Here is a 14502-nt window from a genome sequence, read left to right as displayed (position 1 = left end):
CCTCAGAGCGGTCAGGCAGTGGGGGGAACTTCCCCTCCCTGTCCTTCCGCAGCTTAGTCCCGCAAGCGGGGACCGCTCATTCCAACTGCCGACACCGTCGATGGCCTCCTGACCCCGAACGCCGACATCTGCTCCAACCCGATGGTGCGAGACGATGTTCCCGCAGGCCAGGCAGTTACCCCACTCGCCAGTACGCCGATGGCGAACGTGAGACGCCCTGCCCTGCGTGTCGCCCCCTCCCACTAGGCATGTCTTACCCGCAGGGACTGACACTCCATGCCGCGCGCACCGGTTCCCTCCGCTATGGGCGAACAACCTTGCGCCTCCCCCGAGCCTCAAGCGCCCCCTTTTTCGACACTGTGTGCAGTCGTTAGGGCACCCAGCGTAACCCGCGTCCCGATGTGCCGGTTGCAGTTGTCATGGTTGGTTCGGTCTCCATGACCTCCACGGTCCCCCTTCCCCGCCGGTCCGTCGATCCGGGCGCCGACGATCTCTCCGCCGGCCCCGACGCCCGGGTCCGGCACTGGTACGAGAACGATCTGGGGTGGCCGACAGTGCCCGGCAGGCCGCTGAGGCTGTGCACCGGGGTGCGGTTCGACGTGCTGGACGTACCGGCCGAGGCGGGCGCAGGGGCGCTCCGGCATCTCGCGCCGGGCTCTCCGGTGGCCCTTCGGGGCGGCCGGATGGAGGTGCTGGTGGCCGCGGGCAGTGCGGAGGAGCTGCCGGGGCTGCTGGACTGGCTGGAGTGGGGCGCCGTGACGCTGGACCTACGGATCCTGGGGGCGGGCGGCGTCCTGGAGGCCCCGGGGCCGCCGACGGGGGCCGATGCCGTGCAGGGGGCCGCCGTGTGGCTGCGGCCCCCCGGGCCGGGACGCGGGCTCGAAGCCTCGCTTCCGGCGATGCCGGCCGTGGGACGCGAGGGGAGCGTCCCCGATCTCGTACGACTGGTGGACACCGTGGCAGCGCAGTGTCACCGGGTCCGGCTGCGGCGCGCGTGCGCCGGGCCGACCGCCTGCCGGCCGGATCAGCCGTTGGCCTTCTCGTAGGCCTCACGGATGGACGCGGGAACACGGCCGCGGTCGTTGACCTCGTAACCGTTCTCCTTCGCCCAGGCGCGGATCGCCGCGGTGTCCTGGTTGCCGCCCGAAGCGGCACGCGCCTTTCCACGTCCGCCGGAAGCACGGCCCCCGGTACGCCGACCACCCTTCACATAGGGGTCGAGAAGGCTGCGCAGCTTGTCCGCATTGGCAGTCGTGAGATCGATCTCGTACGTCTTGCCGTCCAGCGCGAACGTCACAGTCTCGTCCGCCTCGCCGCCGTCGAGGTCGTCGACAAGAAGGACCTGAACCTTCTGTGCCACCGCATTTCCTTTCATCGATAACGTTGAGGGTCAGGGGTGTGCGGCGTCCGCCGTTTCGCCGCCCCTGTTATATGCAGTACTGCAGTACGTCGGAAAGCAAACCGCTTTTGCCGGAAAAACACAAACCCCTGGGAGTGACCGAGCGGACGGATCCCCTCCGGAAACATGCGCGTTTCGGACATAGGGAACCCGGGCAATGACGATCTACAGATGCAGAAGCATCCGGCTGTTGCCCAGGGTGTTCGGTTTCACTCGTTCGAGACCGAGGAACTCCGCGACGCCCTCGTCATAGGAACGCAAGAGCTCCGCGTAGACGTCGGTGTCGACCGGAGTCTCCCCGATCTCGACGAAGCCGTGCTTCCCGAAGAAGTCCACTTCGAAGGTCAGGCAGAAAACCCGGCGAACGCCGAGCCAGCGCGCGGTCTGGAGCAACTTCTCCAGCAACTGATGGCCCACGCCGACGCCCTTGAGGCCGGGCTTCACCGCCAGAGTGCGGACTTCCGCGAGGTCCTCCCACATGACGTGCAGCGCACCGCAGCCGACCACCTCGGCGTTGTCGTCGCGTTCCGCGACCCAGAACTCCTGGATGTCCTCGTAAAGGGTGACCGTGGCTTTGTCGAGGAGGATGCTGTCACGCACGTAGGCATCGAGGAGGCGGCGCACGGCGGGGACATCGCTGGTCCGGGCCCGCCGGAGGGTGATGGCTTTTGCGGGGACTTCGGGACGCTCTGCTGCCATGAGCGGACGCTATCGCCCGTCCGCGCCCTCGGCCGAGCCGGGGTTCTCCTCTTGCCGGGCTCCAGCGGCTTCCTGTTGCCGGGCTTCAGGGGCTTCCCTGGTTTCTTCCGGACCCTGCACGATGCGTACGGCGTCCCTGAGGGCCTGACGCTGTTCCTCGCTCATCATCCCGAAGAAGGCGACGAGAGCGGCGGCCGGGTTGTCGCTCTGCGACCAGGCGTCGTTCATGAGGGCGGCGGCGTAGGCGGCTCGCGTCGACACGGCCTCATATCGATAGGCCCGCCCTTCCGCCTCGCGGCGGACCCAGCCCTTCTGATGGAGATTGTCCAAAACGGTCATCACGGTGGTGTACGCGATGGAGCGCTCCTGCTGCAGGTCTTCCAGGACTTCTCGAACGGTCACCGGGCGGTTCCACTTCCACACCCGCGTCATGACCGCGTCTTCGAGTTCTCCCAATGGGCGAGGCACAGCTCAGAATAATAGTGGGAGATCCCGGCAATGGCGTGCCGAACGTGCGGTAAGACTACGAAAGCGAACAAAAAGGGCGTACGACTCGGAAAGCGCCGCATGGCGCGGGGAGTCGTACGCCTGAGTCGTACGCCTGGGGACCGGCGTTCGCCGGGGCGCGCCGCAGGTCCGCTCAGGCGTCGCCGGCAGAGGCCTTGTGTGCACCCTCCACGCGCGCGAGGGCGGCGTCGACGGCCGCGTCCTCCTTGGCCTTGGCGGCCCCGCCCTGGGTCTTCACGATCACCCGGACCACACCGATGAAGAAGACGGCCATGACGATGGGGGGCACGAGAGCCGAGACGTAGTCCATGCGTCCAGAGTAGCCACGGCGGAAGGGGCGAAAGGGGCGGGGTGCGCCGAACGGCGGAGCGCACCGGACCCCTCACGGCGGACCCCTTCCGCCGGACACCTTGCGGCCGAGCCGCGGCTAGCCGGCGGCCAGCTGCCGGGACTCGGTCTGCTCGGCGGGCGGTGTCGGCTTGCGCCGCGGGAAGACCTCGCCCGGCGTCGGGATGGGCCGCTTCGGCGCGGCCGGCTCGCCGTCCGGCCGGCCGGCGGGCCGGTCCGCGGGCCCCGGCCTCGGCGCGGGCTCCTGCGGGGGCTTGGAGGGCTCCTCGGCCTGCCCCTCGCCCTGGTGGACCCCCGCCTCCGCCGCGCCGCCCGCAAGGGCCATCAGGCGCGTCCGTGCGGGCGGCACGGCGGGCGCCGGCATCTTGCGCCCGCCCTGCGCGAACCGGGCCCGCACGTCCTGCTCGGCCAGCGCCTGGCAGCGGTCCAGCAGCGCCGCGGCCGCGGGGTTCCCGCGCAGCGCCCGGAGTGCGGCGAGGTCGTCCGGCGTCGGCCGGTGCCCTGCGCCCAGCGCTTCCTCCAGGAGACTCAGATAACCGGCGGCGGTACCCGGCAGTGCGCTCCGGTACCGGCCGAGATCGGCCACCAGGAAGGCGCGGAGTCTGGCCCCCTCGCACATCGCCTCGTCGAGCGACTCGGAGAGCCGGAAGCAGTCCTGCACGTCCTCGGCGGAGGCGTGACCGGGGTGAAGGGCGAGGGCGAGGGCGCGGCGGAGCACACGCAGCTCCTCCACTCCGAACGCCATGCCGCCGCGGGATCCGAATGGCGTGGGCATGCGGCGACGCTACCGCTAATCGGACAAAAGTGACGGAACTGGATGTTATTTCGACGCGTGTCGCTCCCGGTTTCCCTCGTCCGGGGCCACGGACGGGACCGGCACCCCGCAGGGCGCCGGCCGTCCGGTCACATCCGCGAGACGTTCCGCTCGTAGACCAGGCGCAGGCCGATGAGCGTCAGCCACGGCTGGTGCTCGTCGATCACCGAGGACTCCCCCAGCACCATCGGTGCGAGCCCGCCGGTGGCGATCACCGTCACGTCGTCCGGGTCGTCGGCCAGCTCCCGCGCCATCCGGCCGACCACACCGTCGACCTGCCCGGCGAAGCCGTACACGATGCCCGACTGCATGGCCTCGACCGTGTTCTTGCCGATCACACTGCGCGGCCGGGCCACCTCGATCTTCCGCAGCTGCGCGCCCCTCACGCCGAGCGCCTCCACGGAGATCTCGATGCCGGGCGCGATCACCCCGCCGACGTACTCCCCGCGCGCGGAGACCGCGTCGAACGTGGTCGCCGTACCGAAATCCACGACGATCGCCGGACCGCCGTACAGCTCGACCGCCGCGACGGCGTTGATGATCCGGTCCGCACCGACCTCCTTGGGGTTGTCCGTGAGGATCGGCACGCCCGTCTTCACGCCCGGCTCCACCAGGACGGCGGGGACGTCGCCGTAGTACCGCCGGGTGACCTCGCGCAGCTCGTGCAGCACCGACGGAACGGTCGCGCAGATCGCGATGCCGTCGATGCCGTCGCCCAGTTCCTCGCCGAGCAGCGGGTGCATGCCCATCAGGCCCTGCAGCAGCACCGCCATCTCGTCCGCCGTGCGGCGGGCGTCGGTGGAGATGCGCCAGTGCTCGACGATGTCCTTGCCGTCGAACAGGCCGAGGACGGTGTGCGTGTTGCCGACGTCGATCGTGAGCAGCATGGCCGTTACTCCGCCTCGCGCAGGTCCAGGCCGATGTCCAGGATCGGCGAGGAGTGGGTGAGCGCGCCGACGGCCAAGAAGTCCACGCCGGTGTCGGCGTACGCGCGCGCATTGGCGAGCGTCAGCCGCCCGGACGCCTCCAGCAGCGCCCTCCCGCCGACGATGCCCACGGCCTCCGCACACTCGCCGGGCGTGAAGTTGTCCAGCAGGATCAGGTCGGCGCCCGCGTCGACGACCTCGCGCAGCTGGTGCAGGGTGTCCACCTCGACCTCGATCGGAACGTCCGGGAAGGCCTCCCGTACGGCCTTGAAGGCCTGCGCGACGCCGCCGGCGGCGACCACGTGGTTGTCCTTCACCAGGGCCGCGTCGGACAGCGACATGCGGTGGTTGACGCCCCCGCCGCAGCGGACGGCGAACTTCTCCAGCGAACGCAGGCCGGGGGTCGTCTTGCGGGTGTCCCGCACACGCGCCTTGGTGCCCTCCAGCGTGTCCGCCCACGCGCGCGTGGCCGTCGCGATGCCGGACAGCCGGCACAGGATGTTCAGGGCGCTGCGCTCGGCGGTGAGGAGGTCACGCGTGCGCGTGGTGACCGACAGCAGCTTCTGCCCGGCCTCGATCCGGTCGCCGTCCTCCACGTGCCGCTCGACCTCGAACTCGTCCGTGCACACCACGGAGAGCACGGCCTCGGCGACCCTGAGGCCGGCCACGACGCCCGCCTCGCGCGCGGTGAAGTCGGCGGTGGCCACCGCGTCCTCGGGGATGGTCGAGACGGTGGTCACGTCCACACCGCCGTCCAGGTCCTCCTGGATGGCGACGTTGGCGACGTCCTCGACCTCGACGGGGTCGAGTCCGGCAGCGGCCAGCAGCTCGGCGAGCGCGGGGTCGAGCCCGCACACTGCGTATTCTGCGGCTTCCCCGTCGCCCTCGGCGCCGCAGGCGCAGCCTTCGCCGCAGCCGCCGGTCGTGGCGAGAGGAAGGTCGTCGGTGCTCACGTCTGTCACTGCTCCTGGGGACGCTGGGATTGCCGGGTAGGGGGGAAGTCTGCGGTGTCCGTGGTGCGTACGGCCAGCGAGCGGTCCGGATGGAGCCGTACGACGATGTGGCGCCGCCAGTTGCCGTCGTCGCGCTCGGCGCGGTCCTCGCGCCAGTGGCAGCCGCGGGTCTCCTCGCGCAGCCGTGCGGCGGCGACCAGGACCCGGGCCACGCACAGGAGGTTCGTCGCCTCCCAGGTGTCCACGCCGGGCTCGGCGGTCTTGCCGTTCTCCTCCAGGTCCTCCCGGGCCTCGGAGTGCAGCCGCTGGAGCTGGTCCGCGGCCGTGGCCAGGGACTCCTCGGAACGCAGCACGCCGGCGCCCTCGGTCATGATCCGCTGGACGGCGAACCGGGTCTCGGGGGCGAGCAGCGGGTGAGCGGGCTTCTCGGGCTCCGGGACCGCAGCGGGCACGCGCGCGTCCAGGCCGTTCTCCGCCCGCGTGGAGGCGATGTCGGCGGCGATCCGCTCGGCGTAGACGAGCCCTTCCAGGAGCGAGTTGGAGGCCAGCCGGTTGGCGCCGTGCACGCCGGTGCACGCGACCTCGCCGCACGCGTACAGCCCGGGGACGGTCGTCCGGCCCTGCGCGTCGGTGCGGACGCCCCCGGAGGCGTAGTGGGCGGCCGGGGCGATCGGGATGGGCTCGGTGACCGGGTCGATGCCGTTGGCCCGGCAGGCGGCCAGGATGGTCGGGAAACGGTGCTCCCACATGTCGGCGCCGAAGTGCCGGGCGTCCAGGAACATGTGCTCGGCGTCCTGCTCCTGCATCCGCCGCATGATGCCCTTGGCGACGATGTCCCGCGGCGCCAGTTCGGCCAGCTCGTGCTGCCCGGCCATGAAGCGCACGCCGTCGCCGTCGACGAGGTGGGCGCCCTCGCCGCGCACCGCCTCGGAGACCAGCGGCTGCTGGCCCTCGGCGTCCGTGCCGAGGAACAGCACGGTCGGGTGGAACTGCACGAACTCCAGGTCGCTGACCTCGGCGCCCGCGCGCAGCGCCAGCGCCACGCCGTCGCCGGTGGACACGGACGGGTTGGTGGTCGCGGAGAACACCTGGCCCATGCCGCCGGTCGCGAGGACCACCGCGGGGGCGTGCACGGCGCCCACGCCGTCGTGCTGGCCCTCGCCCATCACGTGCAGGGTGACCCCGGCCGTACGGCCCTCGGCGTCCGTCAACAGGTCCAGGACCAGCGCGTTCTCGATGGTGCGCAGCCCGCGCGCGCGTACGGCCTCGACGAGGGCACGGGAGATCTCGGCGCCGGTCGCGTCGCCGCCCGCGTGCGCGATGCGGCGGCGGTGGTGACCGCCCTCGCGGGTGAGTTCCAGTCGTCCTTCGGAGGACTCGTCGAAGTGCGCGCCGGTGTCGATGAGCCGGCGGACCGCGTCGGGGCCCTCGGTGACGAGGATCCGTACGGCCTCCTCGTCGCACAGGCCCGCGCCCGCGACCAGGGTGTCGGCCAGGTGCTGCTCGGGCGTGTCACCCTCGCCGAGAGCGGCGGCGATACCGCCCTGCGCCCAGCGGGTGGAGCCGTCGTCCAGGCGGGCCTTGGTGACGACGACCGTGGTGAGCCCGGCGGCCTCGCAGCGCAGGGCCGCGGTCAGGCCGGCCACCCCGGAGCCGACGACGACCACGTCCGCGGAGATGGCCCAGCCGGGTGCGGGTGCGTGCAGTCGTATGCCTGTGCTGGTCACGAGGCGGCTCCGAAGGTGAGAGGGAGGTTGTCGATCAGCCGGGTCGTGCCGACCCGGGCGGCGACGGCGAGGACGGCCTCGCCGGTGAAGTCGTCACCGATCTCGGTGAAGTCGGACGGGTCCACGAGGGCGAGGTAGTCCAGCTTCAGCGGCGGGTCGGCGCGGACGGCCTCGTCCAGGACCTGACGGGCGGCGGCACGGACGGCCGCCGGGCCGCCGGGCGCGCTGGTGGCCGCCACCGCATGGGCGTCGGCCGCCGCGCGGGACTCCCCTATGGCGCTCAGTGCCTCGGCACGCGCGTGCGTGGCGGGCACTTCCCGGGCCCGCGCGCGCAGCGCCTCCTGCGCCGCGTGCCGGTCCCGGCCGGCGAACAGCGCGCGGGACAGCGCGAGCGCGGTACGGCGTTCCTGGGCCGAGAGGTAGCGGTTGCGGCTGGACAGGGCGAGCCCGTCCTCCTCGCGCACGGTCGGCACGGCGACGATGTCCACGCCGAAGTTCAGGTCCCGCACCATGCGCCGGATCAGGGCGAGCTGCTGGGCGTCCTTCTGGCCGAACAGGGCGGCGTCGGGGCGGGTGAGGTGCAGCAGCTTGGCGACGACGGTGAGCATCCCGTCGAAGTGCCCGGGCCGCGAGGCACCCTCCAGGCGCTCGCCCATGGGGCCGGCCGTGATGCGCACCTGGGGCTCGCCGCCGGGGTAGACCTCGTCCACGGAGGGGGCGAACACGGCGTCGGCGCCGGACTGCTCGGCGAGCTTGAGGTCGGCGTCGAGGGTGCGCGGATAGCGGTCCAGGTCCTCGCCCGCGCCGAACTGCAGCGGGTTCACGAAGACCGTGACCACGACCTCGCCGTCCGGGCCGGCGATCTCCCGCGCGATGCGGATCAGGGTCGCGTGGCCCTCGTGCAGGGCGCCCATGGTCATCACGACGGCACGGCGGCCGTGACGCACGCGCGCGTGCAGTTCTCCGGCGGTGCTGAGCAGGGCGGTGGTCATCGGTCGTCCCCCTCGGTGCCGGTCGTGCCGGTCGTGCCGTTGGTCCCGTCGGTGCCGTTCGAATCGCCGGTGCCGTTCGGGCCGTCGGTGCCGTTCGGGCCGCCGCCGTGGCCTGCGGGGCTCCCGTCGGCGAGTACCCCGAGCAGGTCCTCGGCGAGTTCCGGCTTGAGCAGGCCGTGCGCGAGGGCCCGGTCGGCGGTCGCGCGGGCCATCGCCAGGTAGCCCGCCACGGTCTGCGGGGCGTGCCGGCGCAGCTCGCTGACGTGCGCGGCGACCGTGCCGGCGTCCCCACGCGCGACGGGCCCGGTCAGGGCGGCGTCACCGGAGCGCAGGGCGTTGTCCAGGGCGGCGCCGAGCAGCGGGCCGAGCATCCGGTCGGGCGCCTCCACACCGGCGGTGCGCAGCAGCTCCATGGACTGGGCGACCAGGGTCACGAGGTGGTTGGCACCCAGGGCGAGGGCCGCGTGGTAGAGCGGGCGGTTCTCCTCACTGATCCACTCCGGCTCGCCGCCCATCTCGATGACGAGCGCCTGGGCGGCCAGCCGCAGTTCCTCGGGCGCGGTGACGCCGAACGAACAGCCGGCCAGCCGCTGGACGTCCACGGGAGTGCCGGTGAAGGTCATCGCCGGGTGCAGCGCCATGGGCAGGGCGCCCGCGCGCAGGGCGGGGTCGAGGACCTTGGTGCCGTACCGGCCGGAGGTGTGCACGAGCAGTTGCCCCGGCCGTACGGCGCCGGTCTCGGCGAGCCCGGCGACCAGGTCGGGCAGGGCGTCGTCGGGGACGGTGAGCAGCACCAGGTCGGCGCGCTGGAGGACTTCGGCGGGCGGCACCAGCGGGACGTCCGGGAGCATGGCCTCGGCGCGCCTGCGGGAGGCGTCGGAGACTCCGGAGACGGCCACCGGGCGGTGCCCGGCGAGCTGGAGGGACGCGGCCAGTGCGGGGCCCACGCGACCGGCGCCGACGACGCCTACGGTGAGCCGCGCGGGGCGGTCCTTGAGGTCTGGCTGGTGGACTGTACTCACGCGACGGCGGCCTTCCCGTTCCAGTCCGCTCTGGGTACCGGACGATTTCTCGTCATGTTAACGCTATCGGGGGGCGCGGCGGCCGGTTGTCCACAGGCTGTGGGTTACGCCACGCCCCGTCCAGCGGGCCCGCGATACGGAAACCGGGGTGCCCCGGTGCGGCCGGCCACGGCATGATCCGCTCCATGACGGACACGGCTGAGCAGGGCATCGGACAGGACGCGCAACGATCGGCACAGGAACTGCTGCGGGACCGGCGCGCGGCGGCCCGGCGGCAGGCGCGGCGCACCCTGTCCCGCGCGAACTGGGGAAACACCATCCGCGAACGCCTCGCCCATCTGACGGAGGCGGCGGCCGACCTGCACGGCCTGGACGAGCCGGCCGACGTCTACGGCAACGGGATCGTGTCCGGCCTGGAGGAACGGGTCGCCGCGCTGCTCGGCACCGAGGCCGCCGCCTTCTTCCCGACCGGCACGATGGCCCAGCAGGTGGCGCTGCGCTGCTGGGCGGCCCGCACCGGCAACCCGACGGTCGCTCTGCACGCCCTGTCCCACCCCGAGGTGCACGAGCGGCATGCTTTCAGCCAGGTCAGCGGCCTGCGTCCGGTCAGGGTGGGCTACGACCCCCGGCTTCCCACGGCCGCCGAGATACGCGAGTTCGCGGAACCCTTCGGGGCGCTGATGCTGGAACTGCCCCTCCGGGACGCCGGTTTCGTGCTGCCCACCTGGGAGGAGCTGACCGACGTCGTCCAGGCGGCGCGGGAGCGTGACGCGGTGGTGCACTTCGACGGCGCGCGCCTGTGGGAGTGCACGGAGCACTTCGGGCGCTCCCTGGAGGAGATCGCGAGCCTCGCCGACACCGTCTACGTGTCGTTCTACAAGTCCCTCGACGGCTTCGGCGGCGCCGCGCTCGCCGGCCCGAAGACCTTGATCGAGGAGGCGAGGACCTGGCGGCACAGGTACGGCGGCATGGTCTTCCAGCAGTTCCCGACCGTGCTGTCCGCGCTCGTCGGCCTGGACCGCGAGCTGCCCCGGCTGCCCGAGTACGTCCGGCACGCGCGCGTGGTGGCCACCGCACTGCGGGAGGGCTTCGCGGCAGCCGGGGTGCCCTGGGCCCGCGTCCACCCGGAGGAGCCGCACACCCACGAGTTCCAGGTCTGGCTGCCGTGCGAGCCCGAGGTGGCGGCCGAGGCGGCCGTGCGCCAGGGCGAGGAGACCTCGGTGCTGCTCTTCGCCAACGCCTGGGAGGCGGCAGGCCCCGGCATGGCGTTCACCGAGGTCGGCGTCCGTGCGGCGGGCCTGGAGTGGACGGCCGACGACGTCCGCGCGGCCGTACAGGACTTCGTGGAGCGCCTGCCGGGCCGGGCGTAGCCGCGGGCGCGGAGCGCAGGGCCCGGGCCGGTGTGCGGAGCGCAGGGTCCGGGGCGCAGCGCCTGCGCGTATGCGCCGGACGCACGGCTCAGCCGAGTGCGCGGGCGCGCAGCCGGCGCGCCAGGGCGTGCCGTAGGCGTCCCCGCGCCGGGCGCTCGGCCATCACCGCGCGGAAGCGGCGGTAGTCGCGCAGCTCGCGGACCAGAGCGACGTCGTGGCTGCCCGGCGCGGGCGGCTCGGGCTCGCCGTGCCGGCGGGCACGGTAGCTGTCGAGGAGGTACTGCTGGATGATGCTCATGGCGGATCGCATTCTCGGGACGTCGAGTGATCGCTGACTGGTCTCCGACCGGTCAAAGACCGCTCGTCGACTGACCGGGCTCCGCGGCTGCCCAGGTCCTCCAGGTTGCGCCGCTGTGCAGGGGAAGTCGCGTGGATTGACAGCACCCGTCAATCCAGGCCTGGTTGTCGGTGGTGGCAGGCACCATGGGGGCATGAGCGTGCGCATCGACATCAGGGGGCTGCGGCCGGAGCGGGTCGCCGTCGTCCCCTCGCCCCTGGCCGAGCTGTGCATGGCGTTGCACGCGCTGTCGGAGCCCGGGCACCACCCGGGTCTGCAAGGCTGGGTGACCGGTGTGACGGCCCGGCTGGACTCGCATCTGGCCGACCGGATGAGCGAGGCGGACTTTCTCTGGCGCTCGACCTTCTCGGATCTGTTCCTGCCGTTCGCGGGCCTCCCGGGCCGGAACACGCTGCCCGGTGCCACCCTCGCCGAGGACCTGGACCTGCTGGACAAGCTGTCGGACGAGCAGTTCGTGGACGCCGCGATGGAGTTCACCTGCGCATCGCCGTACGGCTCGCGCGGCCCCTCCGTGCTCTCCGACGCCGGGCTGCGCGGGCGGGCGCTGGACCTGGCCGCCGCGCGCGGACCCCGCCAGGTGCGGTTCGCCGAGCGCCTGCTGACCGACCCGCCGAGTACCAGGGCCTGGCTACGGCAGTTCGTGCAGGACTGCGACGAGGCGTTCTTCGCCCAGACGTGGGCCAGGCTGCGGCACCAGCTCGCCGCGGACGCCCGGCACAAGACGGATCTCCTGCTGCGCCGGGGGCTGGCCGAGGCGCTGGCGGCGGTGTCGCCCACCGTGACGCTCGACGAGGAAGCCGCCACGATCACGGTCGACAAGCTGGGCATCGGCCATTCGGCCACCGCGGACGGCGGCCTCCTGCTCCTTCCGACGAGCCTGGGCCGGCCGCACCTGACGGTCCTGCACCGCTACGGCTGGCAGCCGGTCCTGCACTACCCGGTCGGCTCACCCGAACCTGCGGCCCCGCCCTCGGTGGAACAGCTCGCGTTGCGGATGACCGCGCTGTCCCACCCCGTGCGGATGCGGCTGTGCCGTCATCTGGCGCGCAGCGCCTACACCACCGGTGAGCTGGCCGAGTTCCACCAGATGACCGCTCCCGAGATCTCCCGGCACCTGGGCGTCCTGCGGAAAGCGGGGCTGGTCTCCACCCGCCGCCGCGGCCGGTACGCGCTGCACCAGCTGGACGTCACCGTCGTCGCCCGGCTGGGCAGCGACTTCCTGGAGGGCATACTCCGCTAGCGGTCCCGCCCGCACCGCGCCCGGTCAACCGGCGCCGCCCGCACGCACCGCGTCGTCAACCAGGGCCGCCCGCACGCACTGTGTCCGGTCAGCCGTGGCCGCCCGCACGCACCAGCCCCGTCTCGTACGCCAGCACGACCACCTGCACCCGGTCACGCAGGCCGAGCTTGGTCAGGATGCGGCCCACATGGGTCTTCACCGTCGCCTCGCTCAGCACCAGCCGGGCCGCGATCTCGCCGTTGGACAGACCCTGCGCGACCAGCACCATCACCTCGCGCTCCCGCTCGGTGAGCCGCTCCAGCTCCTTGTGCTGCGGCTCCTTGGCAGCGGACGGCAGCATGGGGGCGAAGCGGTCCAGCAGACGCCGGGTGGTGGAGGGCGCCACGACCGCGTCACCGCTGTGCACGGCGCGGATGGCCGTCAGCAGCTCGCCGGGCGGCACGTCCTTGAGCATGAAGCCGGAGGCGCCGGCCTTCAGCCCGGAGAAGGCGTACTCGTCCAGGTCGAACGTGGTCAGGATGAGCACCTTCGGCGCGCCGGGCTCCATGCAGATCCGCCGGGTGGTCTCCACGCCGTCCAGCTTCGGCATACGGACGTCCATCAGGACGACGTCGACGGCGGTGGACCGCAGCGCCTGGAGGGCCTCCACGCCGTCGCCCGCCTCCGCGACGACCTCCATGTCCGGCTGGGCGGCGAGCACCATCTGGAACCCGGTGCGCAGCAGCACCTGGTCGTCGACGAGCATCACGCGGATCGTCATCGGGTCCTCTTCCGTGTCTTCGGTTGCCGTCCCTGCCGTCGGGCGCCGTCTCCGGCCGCCGTCGGCAGCGATGTTGCGGGGGTCAACAGGGGCGCGGGCGCGGTCAGTGCGCCGGTTTGAGCGGCAGCAGCGCGCTGATGCGGAATCCTCCGCCGGGGCGCGGGCCTGCGTCCAGAGTGCCGCCGACCATGCCGACCCGCTCGCGCATGCCGATCAGACCGTGGCCCTGGCCGTCGGCGCCGCCCTCCTCGTACAGCTCGTGCGGGGCGCCCTTGCCGTCGTCCTCGACCAGCAGGCCCAGACCGTCGTCGAAGTAGACCAGCCGCACGCTCGCGCCCGCGTTGGGCCCGCCGTGCTTGCGCGTGTTGGTGAGCGCCTCCTGCACGATCCGGTACGCGGTCAGCTCCACTCCGCTGGGCAGCGGGCGCGGGGTGCCCTCCACCTTGAAGTCGACGGGCAGGCCGGAGCGGCGGCACTGCTCGACGAGGTCGTCGATCTGCTCGACGTCGGGCTGCGGGACGTACTCCCCGCTCTCCTGGTGCTCCCCGGTGCGCAGCACGCCCAGCAGGCGGCGCATCTCGGCGAGGGCCTGCCGGCCGGTGGAGGAGATCGTCTCCAGGGCCTTGCGGGCCTGGTCGGGGGCGGCGTCCAGGACGTAGGCGGCGCCGTCGGCCTGCACCACCATCACGGACACGTTGTGCGCGACGACGTCGTGCAGCTCGCGCGCGATCCGGGCGCGCTCGGCGGCGACGGCGACCTTCGCCTGCGCCTCGCGCTCCTTCTCCAGGCGGGCCGCTCGCTCCTCCAGCTGGGCGAAGTACGCGCGCCGGGTGCGGATGGAGTCGCCGAGCACCCAGGCGAGGGCGAAGGGCACCGTCTGGAAGACGGCTATCGCGACCTGCCCGAGGAAGGCGGTGTTCTCCTGCGGCCAGCGGATCTGGGCCACGGTGGCCGCGCAGAGGCTGACGGCGAGCGCGAGCCGGGAGGCCCAGCGCGCGCCGACCGCCGCGACCGTGTAGGTGATCACCAGCATGGCGAAGTCGGCGACGACCGGCTCGACGTCCAGGACCAGCTGGGCCAGCCCGGTGACGAGGGCGACCAGCAGCATCGCCTCCGGGAGACGGCGGCGCAGCGCCACGACGGCGGACAGGACGGCGGACACGGCCATCCCCAGGGGGACCGTCCCGCGGTGGCCCTGCACCCCGTCGAGGTTGACCACACTCACCCCGGACAGCCCGAACAGGACGACGGCCCAGAAGGTGTCGACCCAGGTCGGGTGGCGGCGGAGGAAGTCGTAGAGGCGCTGCACGTAACCCAGAGTAGGGAAACCGGATGCGTGCAGGGGTCAACCGGAGGGCCGATCCGTGCCCGCCGCGCATACTCCGCA

General features: G+C 72.5%; 16 protein-coding genes. 3 read left to right on the top strand and 13 right to left on the bottom strand.

Annotated features, from left to right (window positions below; translation table 11 throughout):
• Positions 1–437 precede the first annotated feature (437 nt).
• Positions 438–1046: an SCO3374 family protein gene (locus tag ACZ4SF_RS31040; RefSeq protein ID WP_468390865.1), complete on the top strand. Its 609-nt coding sequence runs from the start codon at positions 438–440 to the stop codon at positions 1044–1046.
• On the opposite strand, the gene ACZ4SF_RS31035 is transcribed toward ACZ4SF_RS31040, so the two are convergent.
• The 10 genes from ACZ4SF_RS31035 to ACZ4SF_RS30990 form a co-directional block, all read right to left on the bottom strand.
• Entirely contained in the window at positions 1025–1360 is a 336-nt protein-coding gene (locus tag ACZ4SF_RS31035; protein WP_059251614.1) for a histone-like nucleoid-structuring protein Lsr2, read from the bottom strand. The two genes, ACZ4SF_RS31040 and ACZ4SF_RS31035, sit on opposite strands and share 22 nt — an antisense overlap.
• 204 nt (positions 1361–1564) lie before the next feature.
• Entirely contained in the window at positions 1565–2098 is a 534-nt protein-coding gene (locus tag ACZ4SF_RS31030; protein WP_468390862.1) for an amino-acid N-acetyltransferase, read from the bottom strand.
• Positions 2099–2107: 9 nt separating this feature from the next.
• Positions 2108–2530, bottom strand: coding sequence for a BlaI/MecI/CopY family transcriptional regulator (locus tag ACZ4SF_RS31025; protein ID WP_468390983.1), 423 nt, complete (start codon positions 2528–2530; stop codon positions 2108–2110).
• A gap of 208 nt (positions 2531–2738) precedes the next feature.
• The gene (locus ACZ4SF_RS31020; RefSeq protein ID WP_468390859.1) at positions 2739–2915 is read right to left on the bottom strand and encodes a hypothetical protein; all 177 of its coding nucleotides are present in this window, start codon (positions 2913–2915) and stop codon (positions 2739–2741) included.
• A 117-nt stretch (positions 2916–3032) separates the two neighbouring features.
• Complete coding sequence (locus tag ACZ4SF_RS31015; protein WP_468390980.1) at positions 3033–3698, bottom strand: hypothetical protein; 666 nt, start codon at positions 3696–3698, stop codon at positions 3033–3035.
• A gap of 158 nt (positions 3699–3856) precedes the next feature.
• Positions 3857–4654, bottom strand: coding sequence for a type III pantothenate kinase (locus ACZ4SF_RS31010; protein ID WP_468390856.1), 798 nt, complete (start codon positions 4652–4654; stop codon positions 3857–3859).
• Between the two features lie 5 nt (positions 4655–4659).
• Positions 4660–5646, bottom strand: a complete 987-nt coding sequence (gene nadC / locus ACZ4SF_RS31005) for a carboxylating nicotinate-nucleotide diphosphorylase (RefSeq protein ID WP_468390853.1) — start codon at positions 5644–5646, stop codon at positions 4660–4662.
• A 5-nt stretch (positions 5647–5651) separates the two neighbouring features.
• Positions 5652–7373 (bottom strand): L-aspartate oxidase, encoded by a 1722-nt coding sequence (locus ACZ4SF_RS31000; protein ID WP_468390850.1) that lies wholly within the window; start codon positions 7371–7373, stop codon positions 5652–5654.
• Positions 7370–8365 (bottom strand): pantoate--beta-alanine ligase, encoded by a 996-nt coding sequence (panC, locus tag ACZ4SF_RS30995; RefSeq protein WP_468390847.1) that lies wholly within the window; start codon positions 8363–8365, stop codon positions 7370–7372. Before panC ends, ACZ4SF_RS31000 begins: the two co-directional genes overlap by 4 nt.
• Positions 8362–9387, bottom strand: coding sequence for a Rossmann-like and DUF2520 domain-containing protein (locus tag ACZ4SF_RS30990; protein ID WP_468390844.1), 1026 nt, complete (start codon positions 9385–9387; stop codon positions 8362–8364). The genes panC and ACZ4SF_RS30990 overlap by 4 nt, the downstream gene beginning before the upstream one ends.
• A gap of 185 nt (positions 9388–9572) precedes the next feature.
• On the opposite strand from ACZ4SF_RS30990, the gene ACZ4SF_RS30985 reads away from it, so the two are divergent.
• Positions 9573–10757 (top strand): threonine aldolase family protein, encoded by a 1185-nt coding sequence (locus tag ACZ4SF_RS30985; RefSeq protein ID WP_468390841.1) that lies wholly within the window; start codon positions 9573–9575, stop codon positions 10755–10757.
• 88 nt (positions 10758–10845) lie between these two features.
• Here ACZ4SF_RS30985 and ACZ4SF_RS30980 read toward each other — a convergent pair whose 3' ends face one another.
• Positions 10846–11055, bottom strand: a complete 210-nt coding sequence (locus ACZ4SF_RS30980; protein ID WP_468390838.1) for a hypothetical protein — start codon at positions 11053–11055, stop codon at positions 10846–10848.
• A 193-nt stretch (positions 11056–11248) separates the two neighbouring features.
• Between ACZ4SF_RS30980 and ACZ4SF_RS30975 the strand changes: the two genes are divergently transcribed.
• A complete protein-coding gene (locus tag ACZ4SF_RS30975; protein ID WP_468390835.1) occupies positions 11249–12355 on the top strand; it encodes a DUF5937 family protein in 1107 nt (368 codons plus the stop codon).
• A gap of 88 nt (positions 12356–12443) precedes the next feature.
• Here the strand turns inward: ACZ4SF_RS30975 and ACZ4SF_RS30970 are convergent, their stop codons facing one another.
• A complete protein-coding gene (locus tag ACZ4SF_RS30970; protein ID WP_468390831.1) occupies positions 12444–13115 on the bottom strand; it encodes a response regulator in 672 nt (223 codons plus the stop codon).
• A 103-nt stretch (positions 13116–13218) separates the two neighbouring features.
• A complete protein-coding gene (locus ACZ4SF_RS30965; RefSeq protein WP_468390828.1) occupies positions 13219–14424 on the bottom strand; it encodes a sensor histidine kinase in 1206 nt (401 codons plus the stop codon).
• Positions 14425–14502: the final 78 nt, after the last annotated feature.

It is taken from the genome of Streptomyces sp. NPDC027663 (assembly GCF_055566415.1).
This window is presented reverse-complemented; position numbering and strand designations above follow the sequence as displayed.